Below are 22268 nucleotides of genomic sequence, written 5' to 3' on the forward strand. Positions count from 1 at the left end.
GGGCTTTTTACGTCTTGGCGTCCGGAATGCGCGGAGTCAATGGAAATACGCGCCCCATGCCCTGTTCCCGGATCGCGTGCAACAGGCGCAGGACGGGCCCGGTGGGGCGAGTGATGCCCTGCTCATACCGGCGAAGCAGGCGTGCCGTCGTGTTGAGCATGTTGGCGAAGGTGTAGATGCTCAGATCCTCCGCCTCCCGGATGGCTCGGACTTCCTCCGGCGTCAGCGGCGCAGGAGGTGGCATGCCGCACCATGCCAGACGTGTCATTCGTTCGTCGCTCACCCACCCGCGAGCGTGCATGGCTCGTCCAGTTTTCACCATTCGGTCAATCGATTCGCACTTGCGCTTGCGCATCACAGATCACCTCCTTCAAGAATCCTGATTCGACGGCATTCGCCAATTGATCGGCGCCCATCTCCTTCAGGAGAGCGTTCGTTTGCTTGCAGCTGTCGAGCCTCCAAGCTTCGATGTTGGCGAGAACGTTCTTCGCGTAACCTTCGATGAAGAACCACGGAGCGTCTTGTCGATGGGCCACGATCACGCGATACCCATCGCGTTTGCCGGCCCCGGATCGTGCGATCCGTTTCTTGATGAGTCCACTACCGAGATTTGCATCGATCAGCCCGCGTTCCATTTCCGCCACGGCGCGGCACAGGTCCGCGTCTGCGCAGTTCCTGCTTGCGCATCCACGGTTGAAAGCCTTCGACCAGATAGACGACATTCGCCACTTCGACCTCTTCGCACTGTTGCGAGACGACTGAGTGACAGGTCATGCCCAGGACTGATTCGTCCTGAAGGCGGCCCCCTGTTGGGGGAGGCGCAGCGCTCAGGCCCTCAGCGTTCTCTCGCCCGGATCCAAGGTCACCGCGACGCCGGTCGGCAGCGGGACGTTGGGCGTCGTGTGGCCGCTCGGCCAGCCGGCGAGGACCGGAATGCCGAGCTCGCCGAAGTAGTCGGCGAGCACCTCGTCGGGCGCGTCGGCGTCGGTGAAGCTGCCGAGCAGCACACCGGCGATGTCGTCGAGCGCGCCGCCCAGGCGCAGCTGGCACAGCAGACGATCGATCTTGTAGGGGTCCTCGCCGATGTCTTCGAGGAAGAGGATCGCGCCGCGCAGGTCCGGCATGAACGGTGTGCCCATCAGCGCGACGAGCACCGCCAGATTGCCGCCGCTCAGCAGGCCGCGCACCGGCGTCGATCCGCGATTCAGCGGATGCGGCGAGAGCGCCGGACCGAGCGCATCGCCGGCACGGAGGCCGCGGCGCAGGCGCTCGGCGAGCGCGACGGCATCGGTCCATCCGGCTTCGCCCTTGTGCCAGTCCGAGGCCGGCATCGGCGCGTGCCATCCGGCCATGCCGAGCTGTTGCCGCAGCGCATGCAGTGCCGTCAGGTCGCTGTAGCCGATCAACGGTTTGGTCGACCGGTGCAGCAGCGCGCGGTCGATGCGGTCGAGCAGACGCAGGCAGCCGTAGCCGCCGCGCAGGCCGATCACCGCATCGACTTGGGGATCGTCCAATGCCTCGTGCAGATCGGCGAGGCGACGGCCATCGTCCGCGGCGAGGTGGCCGAGGAAGGTCGGCCCCTGGCAGCCGGGAAAAACCTTCGCACGGAAACCGAGCCGCTCGATCATCGGCACCACGAGGTCGAGCGTGCCATCCCTCGGCGGACCGGCAGGCGCAATCACGCCGAGGCAGGCGCGCTCGGGCAGCGGAGGCAGCAGGAAGGTGTCGTCAGCCATGGATCAGGACTCCAGCCACGCTGCCATCCGCGCGTCGATTGCGGCGCCGAGTGCCGGGATGCGCCAGGTCGTGGAACAGTCGGGGTGCGGCGCATAGCGCGAGCCGAGGTTGCTCAGCAGTGCGATGAGGTAATGCCGGCGTCGGGGCAGGATGCCGCGCACGATGCCCGCATCGGACGTGTAGTTCTCCGTGTTGCCGGTCTTGTGCGCGAACCAGACTTCGCCGCCGGTCGCGAAACGGCGCAGGTCGCCGGGCAGGGACACCTCGCCTGCATGCAGCCCGCCGTCCGGCATGAGCCAACGCCCCGGCAGACGCGCCGGCAACCCCGGCACCCAGCCGGGCACGCCGCCGAGCGCGCTGCTCGACAGCACCTGATGCAGCGCCTGGTCCTGCAAGGCGTGCATCGCCTGGTTGCGACTCTCGGGCGACAGTCGCGGCGCATCGGCGCGCAGCCATGGCGCGCGCGGCGCCACCGGGTCCAGCCACCACAACAGCCGCACCGTGTCCCATGCGGTCATCTGGATCTGGCCCACGCCCGATCCCGATCCGTTGCCCCAGCCGCCCTCCGCCGTCGTATTGGCGAAACGCAGCGTCGTCAGACCGAGCGAGGCGAACAGCGTGTGCAGCTCGTTTCGGACCTCGCGCCCGCCGTCGCGACGGATCGCGCCGGCGGCATGCATCAGCGTCACCAGCGCGGAGGTCGCCTCGTTGCTGCTCCACGTGACCATGTCGTAGGCCCAGTCGGACACCGCGCGTTCACGGCCGGCGTAGGTCAGCGGCTGCCACCAGCCGGCGCGTCCCAGGTCGACGAGTCGGCCCACGCCCGCCAGCAGCATCAGCTTCAGCAACGAGGCCGGATAAGGCGCCACCACGCGGTCGCCGCTTTCGCCGGCCAGCGGGACCCAGTCCATCGCGGACCAATCCGACGTCGGCCGCCAGGCGATCGAGTGGCCGTCGGCGTCGCGTTGATCGGCCAGGTAGCGGATGTTGCGCACGGGCCCCGCATCCGCCGCGATGTCGGCGACAAGGCCCTCGGGATGCTCCCGCGAGAACAGCACGTTGGCCGCGACCGGCGCGCCCTCCTCCGGGAACGCGACGACGGCCAGATCGATGCTGGGGAAATGCCGGATCGGCCGGCCGTCGTCCTGCGGATCGCGCGTGGCGCCGAAGTCCTGCGCGAGCACCGCGGCGCGCAGCGCCTCCGCGAGCGAGGCGGCGTCCAGCGCGACGGGCTTGACGGGCTTGACGGGCTTGACGGGCTTGGCGGCCGCCGTCATTGCGGCCCCTCAGGCGGCGCGCAGTTGCAGGCCGTCCAGCGCGATCGGGCTGGGCTTGCCGGACACGAGGTCGGCCACGATGCGGGCCGAGCCGAACGAGAAGGTGAATCCCAGGGCGCCATGGCCGACATTCAGCCACAGCCCGCGCATCGGTGTCTCGCCGAGCATGGGCGCGCCGCTCGGTGTGGCAGGACGCAGGCCGGCCCAGGGCACGGCATGATCGTAGTCGGCCGCCTTCGGGAAGGTCTCGCGGACGTTGCGCTGCAGCGCGGCCAGGCGCTTCGGGTCGATGCTCGTGTCGTCGCCGACCAGGTCCACCATCGCGGCGACGCGCAGCTGGTCGCCGATGCGGGCGTAGAGCGTCTTGCGCTCGAAGTCCGTGACGCTGACCGTGGGCGGTCGATGCACGCCGTTGATCGGCGCGGACAGGCTGTAGCCCTTCAGCGGATACAGCGGGAGCCGTATGCCGACGAGTTCCGCCAGTGCCGCGCTCTGCAGGCCGGCGGCCAGCACGATGCCGTCCGCGACCAGATCACCCTGGTCCGTCCTCAGCGCGGCGACACGGTCGCCCTCGACGGCGAAACCGGTGGCGTTGGCCTTCACCCGGCCCCTGAAATTCGGATGGCGCGCGAGGCGTTCGCCCAGTTGCACGCTCAGCGCATGGCAGTCGGCCACCGCTTCGCCGGACGTGAAGATGCCGCCCGCCAGCCAATGCGCACCGCCGTCGCCGAGCGACGGCTCGATCGCCAGACATTCATCGCGGGTCAACGCCCGTTCCGGCCCGCGGCTCGGCGTCCGGGCGGCGACTCGCGCGAATTCTTCGGGCTTGCGATACACCACCAGCTTGCCGGGCGTGCGCAGCGAGATGGCATCCAGCGCGGCATGCCGCTGCAGTTCGCCGAAACACTGCTGGCTGAACGCGCCCAGTTCGAGCAGGCGCTCGGTGGTGCGCTGGTTCACCGGCCCGCGGCAATGCGCCAGGAAGGACGCCAGCCAGCGCCATTGCGCGGTGGTGCCGTCCGGCTTGAAGCGCAGCGGACCGTCCGGATCGAGCAGCCAGCGCAGCGCCTTCAGCGGCACGCCGGCATCCGCCAACGGCGACACATAGCGGTAGCTGAGCTGCCCGCCGTTCGCACGGCTCGCGCCTGTGCCCAGCGCGGCCTCGCGCTCCACGAGCGTCACCCGATGCCCCGCCTCCGCCAGGGCCCAGGCGGTGGTGACGCCCACGACGCCCCCACCGATCACGACTAGCTGCTTCATCCCGGACGAATTCATTCTTGAATGGTCCGGAAGGTTACGGATTCACGACACCCTCAGCCAATGAAAGCGGTGCCGCTACCCATAACCTTGTTGAATGCGCGCAAGGGGGGTGCCCGCCCCCGTCTTCCCCTCAGGCGAGGACGGCCGCCATCGCGTTCGCGGTGGCCTCGACGTTGCACGTGTTCAGGCCCGCGATGCACATGCGGCCCGAGCGCAGGATGTAGACACCGAATTCCTCGCGCAGGCGATCCACCTGCTCCGGCGTGAGGCCGGTGTAGCTGAACATGCCGCGCTGCTTCAGGAAGTAGTCGAAGTTGCGGCCCGGCACCTTGGCCGAAACGACCTCGAACAGCGCGTTGCGCATCGCCAGGATGCGCTCACGCATTTCCTCGACCTCGCCTTCCCACAGCGGACGCAGCGCCGGGTCGCCCAGGACCTTGGCCACGACCTGACCGCCGTGCATCGGCGGATTGGAGTAGTTGCGGCGGATCGTGAACTTCAACTGCCCCAGCACGTTCGCCGCCTGCGCCGCGTCCGGGCACACGACCGACAGCGCGCCGCAACGCTCGCCGTACAGGCTCATGTTCTTGGAGAAACTGTTGGCGACGAAGAAGCTCAAGCCCGCCGCGGCCAGCGCACGGATCGCGAAGGTGTCCTGCTCCAGCCCGTCGCCGTAACCCTGGTAGGCCAGGTCCAGGAAGGCGATCAGCTCGCGCTCCTTCAGCACCAGGATCAACGCGTCCCACTGCGACTGCGACAGGTCCACGCCGGTCGGGTTGTGACAGCAGGCGTGCAGCAGCACGACGCTGCGCGCCGGCGCTTCCGACAAGGCCTGCAGCATCGCGTCGAAACGCAGGCCGCCGGTCTTGGCGTCGTAATACGGGTAGCTGCGGCACTCGATGTACGAGCCCTCGAAGACGGCGCGGTGGTTGTCCCAGGTCGGGTCGCTCAGGTAGATCGCGCTGTCGGGGAAGTAGCGCTTGATGAAGTCCGCGCCGACCTTCAGCCCGCCCGACGAGCCCACGCCCTGGATGGTCGCGACGCGCTTGCCCTGCAGCGCCTCGCTGTCGGCGCCGAAGAGCAGCTTCTGCACCTCGGTGCGGAAGTTGGCCGCGCCCTCCATCGGCAGGTACGGCCGCGCGCCGGCCTGTTCCACCACGGCCAGCTCCGCCCGGCGCACGGAGTCCAGCATCGGGATGCGACCGTCATCATCGAAGTAGATGCCGATGGACAGGTTGATCTTCTGCGTGCGCGGATCCTTCTGGAAGGCCTCGTTCAGGCTCAGGATGGGATCGCCCGCGTAGGCGTCGACGTGCTGGAACATGCTGGAAACTCCACGTTGGACTATCGGCTCGCACCATTATCCCCAGCCCCGCCCGCCCGCACCGGAACAGCCCGCCTGCCAAGGCGCCGATACAGGCCGACGACAATGCGGGCTTCGCATTACCCGCTCTACAGAATCACATGATCACGGACTTCAACGCGCGCGGCGCCGCCTGCCTGCCCGGCCACATGGGCATCGAGATCGTCGAGGTCGAGAAGGGCCGCGTCTTCGCGCGCCTGCCGGTCACCCAGCAGGTCATGGCCCCCAACGGTTACCTGCACGCCGGCAGCGTCGTCACGCTGGCCGACACCTGCTGCGGCTACGGCTGCATCTCGTCGCTGCCCGACGGCGCCCAGAACTTCACCACGGTCGAACTCAAGTCCAACCACCTGGGCACCGCCCGCGACGGCGTCATCGAATGCCTCGCCACCGCCGTCCACATGGGCCGCACGACGCAGGTCTGGGACGCGACCGTCACGCACAACGGCAAGACGATCGCGCTGTTCCGCTGCACGCAGATGGTCCTGTACCCGAAGGCCTGATCAGAGCGCCTTGCCGCTGCCGATCGCCATCACCAGACGTGTGACGAGGACCAGCTTCGGCGCAATGGCATCGACGACGACGTACTCGCTGTCGCTGCTGTGCGCGCCGAATCCGCGCACGCCCAGGCCCTCGATGACCGGCGCCTTGGTCGCCAGCGACGCATAGGCGGCGTCCGTGCCGCCGCCGGTCGGACGGTCGCGCACGACGAGCTCCAGCTTCTGCTCGTCGGCCAGGGCCTTGACCTTCGCGCCCAGCGCGCGCGAGGCGTCCGTCGCCGCCAGCGGCGGACGGCCGCGGTTGAAGCTCAGGGTCACTTCCGCGTCCGGGACCAGTTTGTTCTGGATGCGCTTGCGCAGCTCGGCTTCCAGGGCATCGAAATCGGAGAAACGGTCCGCGCGCGCATCGCCCTGGGCCTCGGCACGTTCCGGAATCGCGTTGCGGACCGAGCCCGCCTTGGACAAGGTCCAATTCAGATGCAGGCCGCGCTTGGGATCGGAGAGATCGCGCGTCTGCAGGATCTGGTGCGACAGCTCGGTCAGCGCGTTGATGCCCTTCTCCGGCGCAGCGCCCGCATGCGACGAGCGCCCCTTGACCTTCAGGTCGACCGAGGCGATGCCGCTGGTGGCCAGGCGCACCGTCTCCGGCGTCGTCGGGCCGCCGCCGCCCTCGAAAGACAGCACCGCGTCATGCTCGCCGCCGAGCTTCGTGATCAGCGCGTTGGAACCGGGCGACCCGATCTCCTCGTCGCCGTTGATCAGCACGGTGATCTCGGCGTAATCCTTGAAGCCGACCGACTTCAGCATGGCCAGCGCATGAAGGATGGTGGCGACGCCCTGCTTGTCGTCGGCGATGCCCAGGCCGTAGGCGTGGTTGCCGTCGATGCGGAAGGGCTGCTGCTTCAGGCCGCCGCGCTGGTAGACGGTGTCCATGTGCGCGATCAGCATCACGCGTTTGCCGTTGGCGTTGCCGCCCTTGAACGAGGCCTGCACGACCTGGCCGACCTTGGCCGGGCCGTCGCCCGCGTCGGAGGTCGGCGCGGCGATGGTCTTGTCCGGATCGACCAGCTGGACCTGGCCGCCGAGCTCGCGCAGGCGCTGGGCGATGACGCCGGCGATGCGGTCCAGGCCCTGACGGTCGGAACTGCCGGACTCGATCTCGACCAGCTGCTGCAGCGTCTTCATCAGCGCGGGCTGCTCCTTGGCGGCGAGCGCGTGGAGCTCGGGGACCGTCTGCGCCTGCGCGCCGGTCACACCGAGGGCGGTCATCGCGGCCAGGGCAAGCGCCGCGCGGCGCAGGGTGGGAAGGGAAGCGGTCATCGGCGAGGTCTCCAGATCGTTCTTGAAGGAACCGCCCCCTCGGGAGCGAAGGAAGCGGCCATCCTATCGGGGCGGCGTCCTTGCGGCCGGGTTGAAAGTGTTTCGTGTGCGAGGGGCTGTCGCGACGTGCCCGGGGCGCCTAGCATCCGACGCTCCACAGCACTTGCATGGACCCACCCATGAGTTCCCCTGTTCCCACCTCTTCCCGCACCGTGACGATGATCGCGGTGATCGTCGCCGCGCCCGGCCGTCGCGAGGACCTGCGCGCCGAACTGACCGCGCTGGTCGCGCCGACCCGCCAGGAACCCGGCTGCCGCGACTACCGTCTGTTCGAGCTGGAGGAGTCGCCCGGCACCTTCCAGATGCACGAGCAGTTCGACGACGAAGCCGCGCTGGAGGCGCACCGCGCGATGCCGCACTTCCAGGCCTTCGCGAAGAAGGCACCGGCGCTGCTGGGCGCTCCGCTTCAGTTGATCAAGCTGACGCCGCTGGCCTGAGCCACTCGATCCATCGCCCGTGCGGGTGCGACCACGCCAGCGCTTCGGTGCGAAGCTCGGCGCCATCGCGCCATTGAAGCGTCCACAGCGTACCGCTGCCAGGTGATGCGCCCGCGGGACACGCCGGCGGCGAGTCCATCGGCGCCAACTTGCCGACCTCGCCGCTGATCCAGGCTAGGCCGCGCTCGCGCACCAGGCGTTCGATGCGCGCGACGTGGACCTTGAACGCCTCGGGCTCGAAGTAGGCCAGCACCCAGACGTTGAAGATCACGGGCGTGACGCCGGCGGGCAGCTCGTCCATCCACCGCTCAAGCGCCGCCAGACCGTCCTCGGTGCGCAGCAGCGGCACCGGGTGTCGACGGGCGTCGGCCAACGCCCGGTCCAGGCGCTCCCGCCGCGCGGCGTCGCCGGGCCAGAGGCAGGCGCGCAGCCAGCGGGCGCCCGCCTCGTCGGCCGGATCGATCGGTTGCAGGTCGACGCCCATGCGCCGGCTCGCCCGCCAGCGCGGCGCACCGAGCAGCGCGGCCGGGCGCTCGCCACGCCAGGTGGTGGCGATCAACGGCGCATCGGGACGCTCACCGGCCGTCGTCTCGACCCCGTCGTCGTAGGCATGGCGATCGACACCCAGAAGCAGGCCGGCGCTGCAGCCGAACTCGAACAGGGCCAGCTCGACCGGTTGGTCCTCGGTGCCTCCGAGTCGCGTGGCGAGCGCCTGCAGGACGGGTCGGAGCACGGCACAGCGCCCCGTCTCGTTGGTCTGCGTGGTGCGCATGCGGATCAGCGCGCGCAGCGCGGCGTCCTCGCGGCGGATGAAGTCCCTCAGCAGCGCCGCCAGCTCGCCGTCCGGCGCCCGCGTGCCGCCGACGCTGGCGTAGTACGCGGCGAGCGGATGCGGCTCGCCGGCCAGGATCCGATCGTGCAGCGCGGCCAGCAGCAGCACCGGCTTGCGTTGCGTTGCCGGAGCGTCGAGCAGCAGCGCCATGAGCGCCGGATCGGCGGCGATGATGCCCGCGAGCGCCTGATACAGCCCATCGTCCGCACCGTCGGTCTGCGCAAACCGCGTGAAGTGCTGGGCGACGTGCCCCAACTCCGCCATCACTCCGCCAGCGCCGCCTCGATCTCGCCGCGGATGGCGGCCGGGGCGTCGTTCGGCGCGAAGCGCTTCAGCACCTGTCCGTCGCGGCCGATCAGGAACTTGGTGAAGTTCCACTTGATCGCCTGCGTGCCCAGGATGCCGGGCTTCTCGCCCTTGAGCCATTGCCACAGCGGGTGCGCTTCCCCGCCGTTGACCTTGACCTTGGCCATCATCGGGAAGCTCACGCCGTAGTTCAGTTGGCAGAACGACGAGATCTCCTCGTTGCTGCCGGGATCCTGGCCGCCGAATTCATTGCTCGGGAAGCCGACCACCACCAGTCCGCGCGCCTGGAAATCGCGCCACAGGTCCTCCAGACCCTTGAACTGCGGCGTGAAGCCGCACTCGCTGGCGGTGTTGACGACCAGCAGCACGCGGCCGCGGTATTGGGACAGCTCGACCGGCTCACCGGCGATGGTGACAGCGTCGAAGTCGAAGGCAGTCTTGCCATTGGCGCTCATGGGGGACCTCCTCGTGATCGTGGTGACGGCCCGGGGGCTCGTGGCGGCCCGGGTGGCCCGGGGTGCATCCTAGCGCGGCGACAGGGTTCAGGCGCGACGCCGCTCCAGCGCCGCCAGCATCGCCGCGCCCAGGATGGCCGCGCCGCCGACAGCAGTCTTCCCGTCCAGCGTGCCGCCGCCCAGCAGCAGCGCGGAGATCGCCGCGACCGGCACCTCCGTCAGCATGACCACCGCCGTGACGTTGGCCGGCAGGCGCGCCGCCCCGTATTGCAGCGACAGGTTGGAGATGAAGAACAACAACGCCATGCCCGCCAGCGGCAGCAGCCAGGCCGCGCCCGGCAGCGACGGCCACGGCGCCAGGCCCCGGCCGGCCATGGCCGAGGCGGATAGTCCCGCCACCAGCACGCCACCGGCGAACATCGCCAGCGCCCGCGCGCCGGGGCTGCGGGCGGCCTCGCGGCGCAGCATCACGTTGTTGAACGCGAAGGTCATGCCGCCGACCAGCCCCAGCACGTCCGGCAGGCTGGACGGCAGCGGCCAGCCGCCGTCCGCCGGCGCCAGCACCGCCAGGGCGCCTCCCAGCGCCAGGGCGATGCGCAGTCCGGCCGACACCGTGAGCGGCTCGCCCAGGACAATCCGAGCCAGCAGCACCGCCCACAGCGGCATGAGATAGAACAGCAGCACGACCCGGACCACATCGCCGGTCGACACGCCCCAGTTGAACGCCGTATTGGTCATGCCAGCCGCCAGCGTCACCACCCAGAGCCCGGGGGAGCGCAGCCATTCCGCCATGGCGCCCCGCTGACTCCCCAGCACCACGGCCAGGGACAGGACGTACAGGATCACCGTGGTCCACAAGGGGTGCATGCCGGCCCCCTCGAATTGTCGGAACGGCCACCAGGACAGCCCCCAGATGGTGGCGTTGAGCATCAAGGCGAGGATCGGCATTCGGAAACTGGAGACGGAAAGCGGCAGAGGGAGGGACAGAGGAGGGGACAGGAGGCACGACAGATGCGCACAAGGGGTGGGGCTTGTGCAACAGTCCCCCCGACAGGGCTTGGAACCGGCCTGCGGACCGGCCAACAATGCCCAGGGTTTGTAGCATGGCGCAAGGACTGACCCTGACCTCCAATCGGGGCGCCGTGCGCCTGTCATGCACGCGGCCTACCCTGTCGCGTGTGACCCGTCCACCAAAGTAGGGAGAGCTTCTTGGATCACCTGGCCTGTTTTGCCCCCGAGGATTTGCAGTCCCAGCCCGGGCCCGACCTGCAGGGCTATCACTGGCGCCTGCTGGCTCAAGGGGACTCCTGGTTTTCGACCGCCCAGGCCAAGCTCAGCGCGCATGCGAACCTGCTCCAGGAACTGGTGCTGACCAAGCCGGCCGTCGCGATCAACTGCGCCGGACAGCGCGAGAGCCTGTCCAAGGTCGTGGAACTGGCGTCTTCGCCCGACTTCGTCCGCCTGCTCACCGCGCCGGACGCCCCCGTCTGGGACGGCATCCTCATGTCCGTCGGCGGCAACGACCTGATCAAGGCGGCGCAGACGCCGACGCAGATCGACGGCGTGGAAGTGCCGCTGCACCTGCGCCTGCTGCGCAACCAGACCGAATGGGGTCCGCCTTCCGCGGGGGTCGGCCGCTACTTCTCGGAACCCGGCTGGGAGACCTACGCCGACTACCTGAAGGCCAACCTGCGGCATCTGCTGACCTTGCGCGATCAGGGCGCCTCGGCGGGCAAGCCGGTCTTCATGCACTGCTATGCGGTGCCGATGCCGCGTCCGGCCGGCGCCGAGGACGCTGGCCATGGTCCCTGGCTGTATCCGGCGCTGAAGGCTTATTCCATTCCCGCCGCGGACTGGGCAGCGGTCAGCCGCCTCATGGTGATGCACCTGGCGCAGTTCCTGAAGACGCTGATGGCGGACAAGGAGCAGTTCCCGGGGCTGTTCGTGTTCGATTCCACCGCGGTCCCGCTGGCCTCCGCCACGCCGGGCGCCAGCGGCATCAGCGGCGACTGGCACAACGAGATCCACCTCAACCACAGCGGCTGCCTGAAGATCGGCAGCGCCTGGTCGGCCCACATCGACGAGGTGCTGACCACCGGCGGCATCGTCGTGGCGACGCCGCCCACCGGGCGGGGACGCGCGCGGCGCTGAGGCCCCCCCAAACGAAGACGGCCCCGCGAGGGGCCGTCTTCGTTTCAGCGGAAGCTCCGCTCAGTGCTTGTCGCTGCGCGCGATGGCCAGCAGCCGCTCCAGCTCTTCGGGATGCTGGCGCTTGTTGTGCTCGTGCCAGCGTCCGACCACCCACATCGTGCCGGCGACCAGCAGGCCGAGGATGGTGATCGAGCCGAAGGCCGAGGTGCCGAAGCGGGTCAGCATCGTGTACAGCGCGCCCAGCCCCAGGATGCAGGCCTGCTCGTTGAAGTTCTGCACGGCGATGGAGCGGCCCGCGCCCATCAGGTTGTGGCCGCGATGCTGGAGCAGCGCGTTCATCGGCACGACCAGGTAGCCGCCGATCCCGCCCAGCAGGATCAGGAAGGGAATCGCCACCCACAGGTTGTTGATGAAGTTCAGCACCAGCATCAACAGGCCCAGGCCGATGCCCAGCGGGATGACGCTGGTGGCCTTGTCCAGGCGCACGACCGCGGAAGCCACGATCGCGCCGACGGCGGTGCCGATCGCCACCACGCCGGCCAGCGCCGATGCCTGCGTCGTGCCGTAGCTCAGCGCCGCGGCGGCCCAGGCGAAGACGATGTAGCGCATGTTCCCGGACACGCCCCAGAACAGCGTCGTCATGCCCAGCGAGATCTGGCCCAGCTTGTCCTGCCACAGCCGCGAATTGCAGGCGGCGAACTCGCGCACCAGGTCGGCCGCGTTGTGCGAAATCGGCTGCAGCGGCGAATCGGTGCGCGGGATGCGCAGGTTGAAGAGCGCCGCGATGAAATACAGCACCACCATGAAGGCGATGGCCGCCTCGGGCGCGGTGTCGATGCCGGTGTCGATGAACGGGACGTCGATGGCCAGCAGCCAGGCGGACGCCCTGTCGCCGATCAGTTGTCCGCCGAAGACGGCGCCCAGGATGATGGACGCGATGGTCAGCCCCTCGATCCAGCCGTTGGCCTTCACCAGCTGGGAAGGCGGCAGGAGTTCGGTCAGGATGCCGTACTTGGCCGGCGAGTAGGCGGCGGCGCCGAGGCCGACGATCGCGTAGGCGATCAGCGGATGCACCCCCACCAGCATGCTCAGGCATCCCAGCACCTTGATGGTGTTGGAGAAGAACATGACCTTGCCTTTGGGCACCGCGTCCGCGAAGGCGCCGACGAAGGGGGCGAGCACGACGTAGAACAGCGCGAACATCGGCACCAGGGCGGCGCGTTGCCATTCGGCGGCACCGCTGGTGCGGAGCAGTTCAACGGCGGCCACGAACAGCGCGTTATCAGCCAGCGAGCTGAAGAACTGCGCTGACATGATGGTGTAGAAGCCTTTTTTCATCGACCCGGCATACCTGGAACTGCGGTGATCACGCTGGGTCCACGGGGTGGGGAAAGGGCAGCGCTGCGGCGGGTTTATAGCACGCGCTCGTTTTCGTAACAGCGCTTCACGGGACAGTGTCTCTGTGCTATCCGGTCCCGCTTTTCCGCCGTCCCGGAGGCCGCGCGGGGCCGCCCCGTCGCACCGCCCGAGGGCGCGAACCTGTTCGTGGCGCGGCACAATGTGTGCCCATGCCGCGTCCGATCGAAGCCCTCATCCACCAGCCCGCGCTGGCTCACAACATCGCCCGCGCCCGCGCCTGCGCGCCCGACGCGCAGGTGTTCGCGGTCGTGAAGGCCAACGCCTACGGTCACGGCATCGAGCGCGCCTTCGACGCACTGCGCAGCGCCGACGGCTTCGCGATGCTGGACCTGGACGAGGCCCAGCGCGTGCGCGACCTGGGCTGGCGCGGTCCGATCCTGCTGCTGGAGGGCTGCTTCGAATCGCGCGACCTGGAACTCTGTTCGCGGCTGAAGCTCTGGCACGCGGTGCACCATGAGCAGCAGGTCGACTGGCTGGCCATGCACAAGACGCACGAGCCGCACCGGGTGTTCCTGAAGCTCAACAGCGGCATGAACCGGCTGGGCTTCACGCCGAGCGCGTTCCGCGGCGCCTGGACACGGCTGAACGCACTACCGCAGGTCGACGAGATCTCGCTGATGACGCATTTCTCGGACGCCGACGGCCCGCGCGGCATCGCGCACCAGACCGCCGTCTTCAAGGAGGCGACCGCCGACCTGCCGGGCTCGCGCACGTTGAGCAACAGCGCCGCGATCCTGCGTCACAGCACGGACCCGGAGGTGCGGGCCGACTGGGTGCGCTCGGGGATCATGACCTACGGCAGCGCGCCGGACTTCCCGGAACACGACATCACCCACTGGGATCTGAAGCCGACCATGACGCTGCGGGCCAAGGTCCTGGCGGTCCAGCATCTGAAGGAAGGCGACAGCGTCGGGTACGGCAGCAGCTTCGTGGCCCAGCGCGAGATGCGCATCGGCACGGTGGCCTGCGGCTACGCGGACGGCTATCCGCGCCACGCCGCGCACGGCACGCCGGTGCTGGTCGGCGGCCGGCGCAGCGCGACCATCGGACGCGTGTCCATGGACATGCTCGCGGTGGACCTGAGCGACCTGCCGAACGAGGGGATCGGCAGCGAGGTCACGCTCTGGGGCCAGGGCCCGCACGGCTCGGTGCTGCCGATCGACGAGGTGGCGCGCGCCGCCGGCACGATCGGCTACGAGCTGATGTGCGCGGTGACGAAGCGCGTGCCGGTGCACGTCGAGACGCTGGGCTGAGGCCCGGCGCGCCGACCTTCGCCTCGGACTGCCTCCGTCGGCGTCATGCACCTGGACTGGACGCCGGCCGACTGGGAACTGGAGATCTCCGCGATCCGGGCCAGCGGTCCGGGCGGGCAGAACGTCAACAAGGTCAGCAGCGCGGTGCACCTGCGTTTCGACATCCGGCGCTCGACGCTGCCGGCGCTGATCAAGGAACGCCTGCTGGCGCTCAGCGACCAGCGCATCACGGCCGAGGGCGTCGTGGTGATCAAGGCGCAGGAGTCGCGGAGCCAGGAGCAGAACCGCGCCGACGCAATTGCGCGGCTGATCGCGCTGGCGCAGAGCGTGGCGCACACGCCCAAGGCACGCCGGGCGACCAAGCCGACCTACGGCTCGCAGAAGCGCCGGCTGGAAGCCAAGAGCCAGCGCGGCGACATCAAGGCCGGGCGCGGCAAGGTCCGCGGCGAGTGAGCGCCCCGACCCGAGGACTTTCGAGGGAGACCCCATGTTCAAGGCATTCCGCATCCTGATCCTGCTCGGGATCCTGGTGACGGTGGCGGGCACGACGCTGATCGGCCGCTGGCAGGCCCAATCCTGGAAGCGACCGCAGGTCGTGACGCTGTATCCGATCAACGCCTCCGGCGACGCGGTGACCGACCTCTATCTGGAACGCCTGGACGAGTCCGCCTTCGCGGGCCTGGCGCCCTACTTCCGGCAGGAAGCGGCCCGCTACGGCGTGTCGCTGGCCGAGCCGGTCCGCCTCGTGCTGGGCGGCAGGGTCCGGGTCGTGCCGCCGACGCCGCCGCGCGACGCGGGGCCGCTGTCGGCGATCTCCTGGAGCCTGCGGATGCGCTGGTGGGCGTGGCGCCAGACGCCGCCGAGCTCGCCGGTGCCGGACGTGAAGCTCTTCCTGATGTACCACCCGCCGGACTTCGCCGGCGCGCTGCCGCATTCGATCGGGCTGGAAAAAGGCCGGCTCGGCCTGGTGCACCTGTTCGCGATGAAGTCGCAGCAGGCGCAGAACGAGGTCGTCATCGCGCACGAGGCGCTGCACACCTTCGGCGCGAGCGACAAGTACGACCGGGCGACGCTGGCACCGGTCTTCCCCGACGGTTATGCGGCGCCGCGGCAGGAGCCGCGCTACCCGCAGACAGCGGCCGAGCTGATGGCCGGCCGCGTCCCGGTCCGGGAGGGGGAACTGCGGGTCCCCGCGGGTCTCAGCGAGACGCTCGTCGGTCCGGCGACCGCCGCGGAAATCGGTTGGGTGAAGTGACACGCTGAAGAGGTAAGGGATCGTTCCACCCCCTCCGTTCGAGGGGGCTGCGCGGCGCTTTGCAAAGCTGACACGGAGAGAATTCCGCCCGAAGAGGGAAGGATTTCCATGAACAAGAAGATCGGCGGGCTGACGCTCGCCCTGGCGGCTGTCACGAGCATGGCTGCGGCGCCCGCGCACGCGGAGCGCATCGAGGTGACCTTCACGGGCACGTTCACCTCGTCCTACACCTACGAGTTCTGCGGCACATGCTCGGAGGGCGTCTTGACGGTGACCCCGCTCGCACCGCTGTCGTTCTCGCAGAAATGGGTCGTCGACATCGGCAAGGCGGCCGGGATGGACGACCCCATGGTCTTCAGCTATCCCGCAACGGATGCCGACGGGCGGCCGGTTCAGGCCGAGTTCAGCAGCCAGACGATGGGCAGACAGTCGCTGAACGCCTCGACGGAACCGCTCCTGCTGCCGTCGGGCCTCCTGGCATGGGCCAACGTGGCGGCGCCCACCGATCCCGTCCAGGGACAGAAGGACGCCCTGCACTACCGGGAGAGCAACTCCTACGCGGGAATGCGCCCTCCCGAAGACAAGACGGACATCTGGGGCATGACCCGAAGCGGCGCGTGGAATCAGGCCGACGGCTCGCCGTTGTGGGCCAACGTGCAGTTGTTCAACTGGGCGCCCTTTGCGGTCACGTCGGCCAACGTCGGCGAGTCGTTCACGACCAGCCAGTTCATCGACCGCATGAACCAGGACTTCTGGTGCGCCGGCTGCAGGAACTCCTTCTCGGTGGACCTGATGACGCACAACCGCGCGGACGGCGGGATGACGATGTTCACCTATGCCGGGACCGTGTCCGGATTCAGCATGCGATCGCTCAGCGCCGTGGTGCCGGAGCCGTCAACCTACGCGCTGATGCTGGCCGGCGTGGCAGCGGTCGGATTCGCGGCTCGGCGTCGCCGCGCGGCAGGAGCGATCAAGTCCTGATCTCTTCCAGCAGGTCCGGGTGGCGATCGAGCAGCCGCAGCAGCTTGATCAACGCGAGCGGCGGCTGCGTCTTGCCGGTCTCGTAGCGGGAGAAGGCGTTCACGCCACCGCCGAAGATTTCTCCGGCTTCGCGTTGATCCAGCGCAAGCCTCTTGCGGACCTCCGCGATGAACGACGGATCGACCTGCGTGGCGTTCACCTGCTTGGAGAACGCCCGCACAGCGCGCATGACGCGACCCGATTCGTCCATGCTCATCGTCACCTCATCGCAGACTGGGCAGAAGTCTCCGGTCACTGCGGGGATGGTCGTGGACATGCCTTTGTAGACATGTTCGATATCACGGGTGTCGTGCACCGTCTTCGCGAATCCGCAAGCCGGACATTTCATCTCACAGCTCCTTGAACGAAACAAGCACAACCTCCTCCACCACGGTGAGTTTGAGATAGAGCCGACCTCGTGATGTCGTGGGCCGATAGACGTCTTGCCACTCGCGATGGTCGTGATACGTGGTCATGCTCTTGTAGAAGTCTCCCTGGCTCAACGCCAGGACCACCCTGACCCTTGCCTCTTCGTCGACGCCCAACGCTTCCGCTCCCAGGGACGCCGAGAGCGTCGCTCGAATACCGCCTTGGGAGACCAACTGCTTGACCGTGCTGAGTGGGTAATGTGCCTTGTTCTTTTCCATCGAATATTAACCTAGTTGGTTAACGACGGAATTGCTCAAGAGGCGCTCCGTCATCGAGGACGAAGCGTCTGGTCGAATGAAGCGGGCGACCTTGCTATTACGCAAGACTCGACCCCGGTTCCCGCCTCAGTGGGAGCCCATCAGCAAGAGCTCAGGGAGAGAGTGCGAACCGGAAGCGACGTGCCGCTCACCGCTGCGGCCGTGTCGCCACATAGATGCTCCCCAGGCACAGCACCATGCCGGCGAGCGCCAGCAGCGTGGGTCGCCAGCCTTCGAAGATCGCCGAGATCCCCAGCGCGATGACCGGGATCACCACGCCGGTCAGCGCCGCGCGCGCCGTGCCGTCACGCTGGGCGAGCTTGAAGTACAGGACGAAGGCGATCACCGAGCCGAACACCGCCAGGTACAGCAGGCTGAACACGTATTCCGGCGTCCACGCGAAGTGCAGGCCCTGCCCGGATGCCACCGACGTGATCAGCAGGAATGCCGCGCCATACCCCATGCTCCACGCCAGCACCGGCACCAAGGCCAAGCCGCGGCGGGTCAGGGTCAGCGTGAGCACGTTGCCGATGCAGGCCGCCAGCACGGCCGCCAGGCCGATGGCGAGCCCGTAGGCCGCCGTCGGGCGGGCGCCCGTCGACGCGATCTCCGGCCAGAAGATCATCACCACCCCCGCCACCGCGCCCGCCGACGCCGCCAGGAAACGGCCCGTCACCCGCTGGGCGAAGAAGATCCGCCCCGACAGCGCGTTGCCGAACACCATCAGACAGAACAGCACCGCGACCAGGCCGCTCGGGATGTGGCGTTCAGCCTCGTAGACGGAGTAGTAGTTGCCGCTGTACTGGACGATTCCCGTCGCCAGCATCAGCCCGTGCGCGGAAAGCGGCAGCTTCAGCGACAGCTTCTGCCAGCGCGCGAAACCGGCCAGCATCAGCGCGGCCATGCCAAACCGCCACCCTACCGAATTGAGCACCGGTACGCCCGAGGCGAGCTGGTAGAGGATGACGTGCCACGTGCTGGCCCAGATCAGCGTCGGGCCCCAGAACAACCAGCGATTGGAAGCGTGGGAGGTGGAAACGGTGGACATGCGCCTCAGTCAGCCGCCTTCTTGAAGGTGGCCAGCAGCGCGCCGGCGCCGACGAACAGCGATCCGAAGATCCGGTTCATCGCCTTCAGGTGCGATTCCGACTTCAGCGCCCGCAGCACACGGGCGGCCAGCAGCGTGTAGCCGGCCATCACGACGGCGTCGGTGAAGGCCAGCGTCGCGCCGATCACCGCGTACTGCTGCGTCAGGCTGTGATGCAGGTTCAGGAACTGCGGCACCACGGCCAGCAGGAAGACCGTGCCTTTGGGGTTCACCGCGTTGATGCCCCAGCCGCGCAGCACCAGGTCGCGACGCGAGACCTGCCGGCCCTCGGCCTGTTCAGCCACCAGCGGCCTGGCCGGCGAGCGCCATTGCTGGATGCCCAGGTACACGAGGTAGGCCACGCCGGCCCACTTGACCACCGCGAAGGCCTGTTCGGAGGCCGCGATCAGCGCGCCCAGCCCGGCGCCGACCACCACGATCTGGGTCAGGATGCCCAGGATCAGGCCCATCGTCATGAAGTAGCCGCGCTGGAAGCCGTGATTCAGCCCGGCGCTCATCGCCGCGATGGCCCCAGCGCCCGGCGACAGGCTGATGGCCCAGGAGGCCGCGAAAAACCCCAGCCAGACTGACAACTCCATGATCAACTCCTTCGAAGGAGCGGAGTTGTAGCACGGCGCCCCAGGCGACGACGAAGGTCAGGGCATGGGCGGCGGGGGGCCCGGTTATGCCTGCTGCCAATTTCGGAATGCAGCGCGCGCGCCGGCGCTCCAATAATCCCGCGCCATGTCCGCCTCCGTCCTGCTCGCCGTCGTCGTCGTCTACTTCTCGCTGCTGCTGGCGGTGGCCTGGTGGACATCCCGACGCGCGGACAACGACAGCTTCTTCATCGGCAACCGCAACAGCCACTGGGGCCTGGTCGCCTTCGGGATGATCGGCACGTCGCTCTCCGGCGTGACCTTCATCAGCGTGCCGGGCTCGGTCGGCGCCGGCGCCTTCGGCTACTTCCAGATCATGATCGGCCAGTTCGCCGGCTACGCCGTCGTGGCCTTCGTGCTGCTGCCGCTCTACTACCGGCTGAACCTCAGCTCCATCTACCGCTACCTCGGCGCGCGGCTGGGTGTCGCCGCCCACCGCACCGGCGCGGGCTTCTTCATCCTGTCCCGCACCCTGGGCGCGACCGCCCGCCTCTACCTCGTCGTGCGCATCCTGCAGGACCTGGTGCTGGCCCAGTTCGGCATGCCGTTCTGGCTCAGCGCGCTGCTGGTGCTCGTGATGATCCTGCTCTACACGCTGGAAGGCGGCGTCAAGACCATCGTCTGGACCGACACGCTCCAGACCACCGGCATGCTCGGCGGCCTGGTGATCTGCGTCGTGTTCCTGCTCCACGCGCTGGGGCTGGACCTGGCGTCGGGCTGGCAGTCGATGCGCGCGGCCGGCCTCGCCGACGTCTTCGTCACCGATCCGATGAGCGCCTCGCACTGGGCCAAGCAGTTGCTCGCCGGCGCGGCCATCGCCGTCGCCATGACCGGCCTGGACCAGGAGATGATGCAGAAGAACATCTCGGTCAGGCGCCTGGCCGACGCGCAGAAGAACATGATGGTGATGGCGGCCATCATGACCGCCGTCGTGCTGCTGTTCCTGTTCCTCGGCGGCCTGCTGACGATGTATGCGCAGCAGCAGGGCATCGCCGCCCACGGCGACCGGCTCTTCCCCGCCGTCGTGATGGGCCACCTGCCGGCCTGGGTGCAGCTGATCTTCGTGGTCGCGCTGATCTCGGCGCTGTTCCCGAGCGCCGACGGCGCCATCACCGCGCTCACCTCCAGCACCTGCATCGACCTGATCGGCCTGCAGGAACGCCGCGACTGGGACGAGGCCCGCAAGCGCCGCATCCGCAAGGCGGTGCACCTGGGCTACGCGCTCGTCTTCCTGCTGCTGACGCTGGGCTTCCGCTGGCTGGACGATCCGAGCATGGTCTCCGTGATCCTGAAGCTGGCGGGCTACACCTACGGTCCGCTGCTGGGGCTGTTCGCCTTCGGCATCCTGACGACGCGGACCTTGCGCGCAGGCGTGCTGCCCTGGGTCGCACTGGCGGCCCCGGCGTTGTGCTGGGTGATCGACGCCCACCAGGCCACCCTCTTCGGGAACTACCGGATGGGGTTGGAGCTGCTGCTGGTGAATGCCGCGCTGACCTTCGGCGGGCTGTGGGCCGGTTCGCGGCCCGCGCCGTCCTCCAGCGGGAAGTCGCCGGGCTGAAGGACGTAGTCGGCATACCAGGCCCGCACCCGGTCCGCCTCCCGCAGGACGGACGGCGGAAAGTCGTAGCGGCCCATCAGCGCGATCCCGTTGGTGTCGGGCAGCAGCCCGTCCTCGAGGATCAGTCCCTTCCCCTGCATCCTGACCAGATGGAGCGGCCGGTAGCTTCGCCGCAGGATCTTCCCCAGCGCGAGGTTGTGCGAGGTGACAACGACGCGCGCATGCGCGGCAAGGTGCTGCAGCACGGCGGCCCCGGCCGCCACGGATTCGATGTTGTTGGTGCCGCGGAAGACCTCGTCGATGATGAAGAAGGCCGTCCGGCCCTCCGATTCGGCGGCCTTGACCAGGGTCTGGGCGCGCAGCAGTTCAGCCATGTAAAGGCTCTGGCGGTCCTCGATCGAATCCTTGTTCTCGATGCTCACCCAGACGGTCACCGGAGGCACCCGCGCCTGGGCGGCATAGCAGACGCCGAAGGCGCGCGCGACCAGCAGGTTGATGCCGATGGCCCGGAGCAGCGTGCTCTTTCCGATGCCGTTCTGCCCGCTGAGCAGCAGGCTCCTGTCGCCCATCCTGAGGCTGAGCGGCTGGCAGTCGTCGAAGAGCGGACTCTTCAGATCCGTGAAGACGACATCCCCGTCCGTCTCCAGCCTGGCGACGCAGAGCTGGCCGGCGGAGAGCGCGTGCTCAAGGAAGCACAGATCCGCCTCGCATTCCGCCACTCGCTCATAGACTCGGCGCAGCGACGGAAGGGCGGCTTCGAACCGTTCCACCGACGCGCGCAGCGTCGCGTACTCGCTCATCGCCAGCAGGTTGGCGTATTCCGCGATCGCCGCGAAGCGGTCATACAGACGCCCCGAGATCAGCGCGGCGAGCCGGTCCGTCTCGGCCAGATCATCTGTCAGCGCCCCGTACAGGCGGCCGCGGCGGGTGACGCCCAGCTCTCCGAACGATCGGGCCGATGCGAGAACCAGCAGCAGCCCGGCTCGGAGCTTCTTCCATTCCTGAAGGCGCGGGAACAGCCGGATCTGCACGAAGCCGACGAGACCCACGTAGGCCAGCGTCGCACCGATCCCGACGACCGCGGGCCAGGCGAACAACCATTGCAAGGTCCAGATGAGGGCCAGTCCCCAGGGCGCCAGCCACAGACATTCAGTCCAGCCCGGGGTGACGATCCTGGCGCCGTGGAACAGATGCGGCGTGATGTCGTCCCTGGCGCAGCGCAGGGCATCCCGGATCGGCCCGGCGGGTTCGATCAACGCGGTGAGCTCAGCGGGGGAATGCGCCCGGAGCAGGTCGGCGACGACACGCTGGGCGATCGCCCCCCGCCTGAGGCGTCGATAGGTCGCCTGGCGGGCGCACAGGCTTGCGTGCTGGCCGATGCGCCTGAGATACGCCGGCATGTCCAGGTCCCGCCACGACTGGTCGTCGACGTGCTCCGGCGCGTCGACGTCCTTCGCGCGGTCGAGGCTGGCCACCTCGCTCTCCGAAAACCAGTCGTAAGACGTCGAGTGCGGACGCGTATTGGCGAACGATTCCGAGAACACGGCCCGGATCCGCTTGAATCGTTCCAGGACGCGGTCGACGTGAGGCAGGGTCATCGGTCGTTGTGCTGAAGGTGTGGATGTCAGAGGGCCTG

At 68.5% G+C, this 22268-nt stretch carries 24 protein-coding genes; 8 read left to right on the top strand and 16 right to left on the bottom strand.

The genetic code is table 11. The features are described 5' to 3' along the window. Positions 1-7: 7 nt before the first annotated feature. The 6 genes from PV762_RS13480 to PV762_RS13505 form a co-directional block, all read right to left on the bottom strand. Positions 8-355 carry a helix-turn-helix domain-containing protein gene (locus PV762_RS13480; protein ID WP_421035519.1) on the bottom strand — a complete coding sequence of 116 codons (348 nt, stop codon included), beginning with the start codon at positions 353-355 and terminating at the stop codon, positions 8-10. After that, the gene (locus PV762_RS13485; protein ID WP_421035520.1) at positions 327-722 is read right to left on the bottom strand and encodes a type II toxin-antitoxin system RelE/ParE family toxin; all 396 of its coding nucleotides are present in this window, start codon (positions 720-722) and stop codon (positions 327-329) included. Before PV762_RS13485 ends, PV762_RS13480 begins: the two co-directional genes overlap by 29 nt. Positions 723-827: 105 nt before the next feature. Next, on the bottom strand, positions 828-1736 hold the full coding sequence (locus PV762_RS13490) for a S66 peptidase family protein (protein ID WP_421035521.1): 909 nt from the start codon (positions 1734-1736) through the stop codon (positions 828-830). Positions 1737-1739: 3 nt separating this feature from the next. Next, positions 1740-3014: a hypothetical protein gene (locus PV762_RS13495; protein WP_421035522.1), complete on the bottom strand. Its 1275-nt coding sequence runs from the start codon at positions 3012-3014 to the stop codon at positions 1740-1742. A 9-nt stretch (positions 3015-3023) separates the two neighbouring features. Further along, positions 3024-4316 carry a D-amino acid dehydrogenase gene (locus tag PV762_RS13500; RefSeq protein WP_421035654.1) on the bottom strand — a complete coding sequence of 431 codons (1293 nt, stop codon included), beginning with the start codon at positions 4314-4316 and terminating at the stop codon, positions 3024-3026. Between the two features lie 88 nt (positions 4317-4404). Further along, the gene (locus PV762_RS13505) at positions 4405-5598 is read right to left on the bottom strand and encodes an aromatic amino acid transaminase (RefSeq protein ID WP_421035523.1); all 1194 of its coding nucleotides are present in this window, start codon (positions 5596-5598) and stop codon (positions 4405-4407) included. 140 nt (positions 5599-5738) lie between these two features. On the opposite strand from PV762_RS13505, the gene PV762_RS13510 reads away from it, so the two are divergent. Next, positions 5739-6140, top strand: a complete 402-nt coding sequence (locus PV762_RS13510; RefSeq protein WP_421035524.1) for a PaaI family thioesterase — start codon at positions 5739-5741, stop codon at positions 6138-6140. Here PV762_RS13510 and PV762_RS13515 read toward each other — a convergent pair whose 3' ends face one another. Then, positions 6141-7457 (bottom strand): glutamate carboxypeptidase, encoded by a 1317-nt coding sequence (locus PV762_RS13515; protein ID WP_421035525.1) that lies wholly within the window; start codon positions 7455-7457, stop codon positions 6141-6143. Between the two features lie 179 nt (positions 7458-7636). Here PV762_RS13515 and PV762_RS13520 point away from each other — a divergent pair, with 179 nt between their 5' ends. Further along, a complete protein-coding gene (locus tag PV762_RS13520; protein WP_421035526.1) occupies positions 7637-7954 on the top strand; it encodes a putative quinol monooxygenase in 318 nt (105 codons plus the stop codon). Here the strand turns inward: PV762_RS13520 and PV762_RS13525 are convergent. The 3 genes from PV762_RS13525 to PV762_RS13535 form a co-directional block, all read right to left on the bottom strand. Continuing rightward, positions 7932-9050 carry a DUF2332 domain-containing protein gene (locus PV762_RS13525; protein ID WP_421035527.1) on the bottom strand — a complete coding sequence of 373 codons (1119 nt, stop codon included), beginning with the start codon at positions 9048-9050 and terminating at the stop codon, positions 7932-7934. The two genes, PV762_RS13520 and PV762_RS13525, sit on opposite strands and share 23 nt — an antisense overlap. Continuing rightward, positions 9050-9547, bottom strand: a complete 498-nt coding sequence (locus tag PV762_RS13530; protein WP_421035528.1) for a glutathione peroxidase — start codon at positions 9545-9547, stop codon at positions 9050-9052. The genes PV762_RS13525 and PV762_RS13530 overlap by 1 nt, the downstream gene beginning before the upstream one ends. Positions 9548-9634: 87 nt before the next feature. Next, complete coding sequence (locus PV762_RS13535; RefSeq protein WP_421035529.1) at positions 9635-10495, bottom strand: DMT family transporter; 861 nt, start codon at positions 10493-10495, stop codon at positions 9635-9637. Between the two features lie 261 nt (positions 10496-10756). Here PV762_RS13535 and PV762_RS13540 point away from each other — a divergent pair, with 261 nt between their 5' ends. After that, on the top strand, positions 10757-11698 hold the full coding sequence (locus PV762_RS13540) for a hypothetical protein (RefSeq protein ID WP_421035530.1): 942 nt from the start codon (positions 10757-10759) through the stop codon (positions 11696-11698). A gap of 60 nt (positions 11699-11758) precedes the next feature. Here PV762_RS13540 and lplT read toward each other — a convergent pair whose 3' ends face one another. Continuing rightward, the gene (lplT, locus tag PV762_RS13545; RefSeq protein WP_421035531.1) at positions 11759-13036 is read right to left on the bottom strand and encodes a lysophospholipid transporter LplT; all 1278 of its coding nucleotides are present in this window, start codon (positions 13034-13036) and stop codon (positions 11759-11761) included. Positions 13037-13266: 230 nt separating this feature from the next. Here lplT and alr point away from each other — a divergent pair, with 230 nt between their 5' ends. From alr to PV762_RS13565, 4 genes are all read left to right on the top strand, one after another. Beyond that, entirely contained in the window at positions 13267-14370 is a 1104-nt protein-coding gene (gene alr, locus PV762_RS13550; protein ID WP_421035532.1) for an alanine racemase, read from the top strand. A gap of 45 nt (positions 14371-14415) precedes the next feature. After that, positions 14416-14823: an alternative ribosome rescue aminoacyl-tRNA hydrolase ArfB gene (arfB, locus tag PV762_RS13555; RefSeq protein ID WP_421035533.1), complete on the top strand. Its 408-nt coding sequence runs from the start codon at positions 14416-14418 to the stop codon at positions 14821-14823. Between the two features lie 34 nt (positions 14824-14857). Beyond that, complete coding sequence (locus tag PV762_RS13560) at positions 14858-15625, top strand: hypothetical protein (protein WP_421035534.1); 768 nt, start codon at positions 14858-14860, stop codon at positions 15623-15625. Positions 15626-15733: 108 nt separating this feature from the next. Then, complete coding sequence (locus PV762_RS13565; RefSeq protein WP_421035535.1) at positions 15734-16606, top strand: PEP-CTERM sorting domain-containing protein; 873 nt, start codon at positions 15734-15736, stop codon at positions 16604-16606. Here the strand turns inward: PV762_RS13565 and PV762_RS13570 are convergent. The 4 genes from PV762_RS13570 to PV762_RS13585 form a co-directional block, all read right to left on the bottom strand. Next, positions 16596-16994, bottom strand: a complete 399-nt coding sequence (locus PV762_RS13570) for a type II TA system antitoxin MqsA family protein (RefSeq protein WP_421035536.1) — start codon at positions 16992-16994, stop codon at positions 16596-16598. The two genes, PV762_RS13565 and PV762_RS13570, sit on opposite strands and share 11 nt — an antisense overlap. Position 16995: 1 nt before the next feature. Next, on the bottom strand, positions 16996-17292 hold the full coding sequence (locus PV762_RS13575) for a type II toxin-antitoxin system MqsR family toxin (RefSeq protein WP_421035537.1): 297 nt from the start codon (positions 17290-17292) through the stop codon (positions 16996-16998). 187 nt (positions 17293-17479) lie between these two features. Next, the gene (locus PV762_RS13580) at positions 17480-18379 is read right to left on the bottom strand and encodes a DMT family transporter (protein WP_421035538.1); all 900 of its coding nucleotides are present in this window, start codon (positions 18377-18379) and stop codon (positions 17480-17482) included. Positions 18380-18384: 5 nt separating this feature from the next. After that, entirely contained in the window at positions 18385-19017 is a 633-nt protein-coding gene (locus tag PV762_RS13585) for a LysE family transporter (RefSeq protein ID WP_421035539.1), read from the bottom strand. A 145-nt stretch (positions 19018-19162) separates the two neighbouring features. Between PV762_RS13585 and PV762_RS13590 the strand changes: the two genes are divergently transcribed. Further along, positions 19163-20632 carry a sodium:solute symporter gene (locus PV762_RS13590; RefSeq protein WP_421035540.1) on the top strand — a complete coding sequence of 490 codons (1470 nt, stop codon included), beginning with the start codon at positions 19163-19165 and terminating at the stop codon, positions 20630-20632. Here the strand turns inward: PV762_RS13590 and PV762_RS13595 are convergent. Next, positions 20524-22107, bottom strand: a complete 1584-nt coding sequence (locus tag PV762_RS13595; protein ID WP_421035541.1) for a MutS-related protein — start codon at positions 22105-22107, stop codon at positions 20524-20526. The genes PV762_RS13590 and PV762_RS13595 overlap by 109 nt on opposite strands. Between the last annotated feature and the right edge of the window lie 161 nt (positions 22108-22268).

Origin of the sequence: Mitsuaria sp. CC2 (assembly GCF_048957715.1) — a bacterium.
In the GTDB taxonomy this organism is placed as follows: domain Bacteria; phylum Pseudomonadota; class Gammaproteobacteria; order Burkholderiales; family Burkholderiaceae_C; genus Roseateles.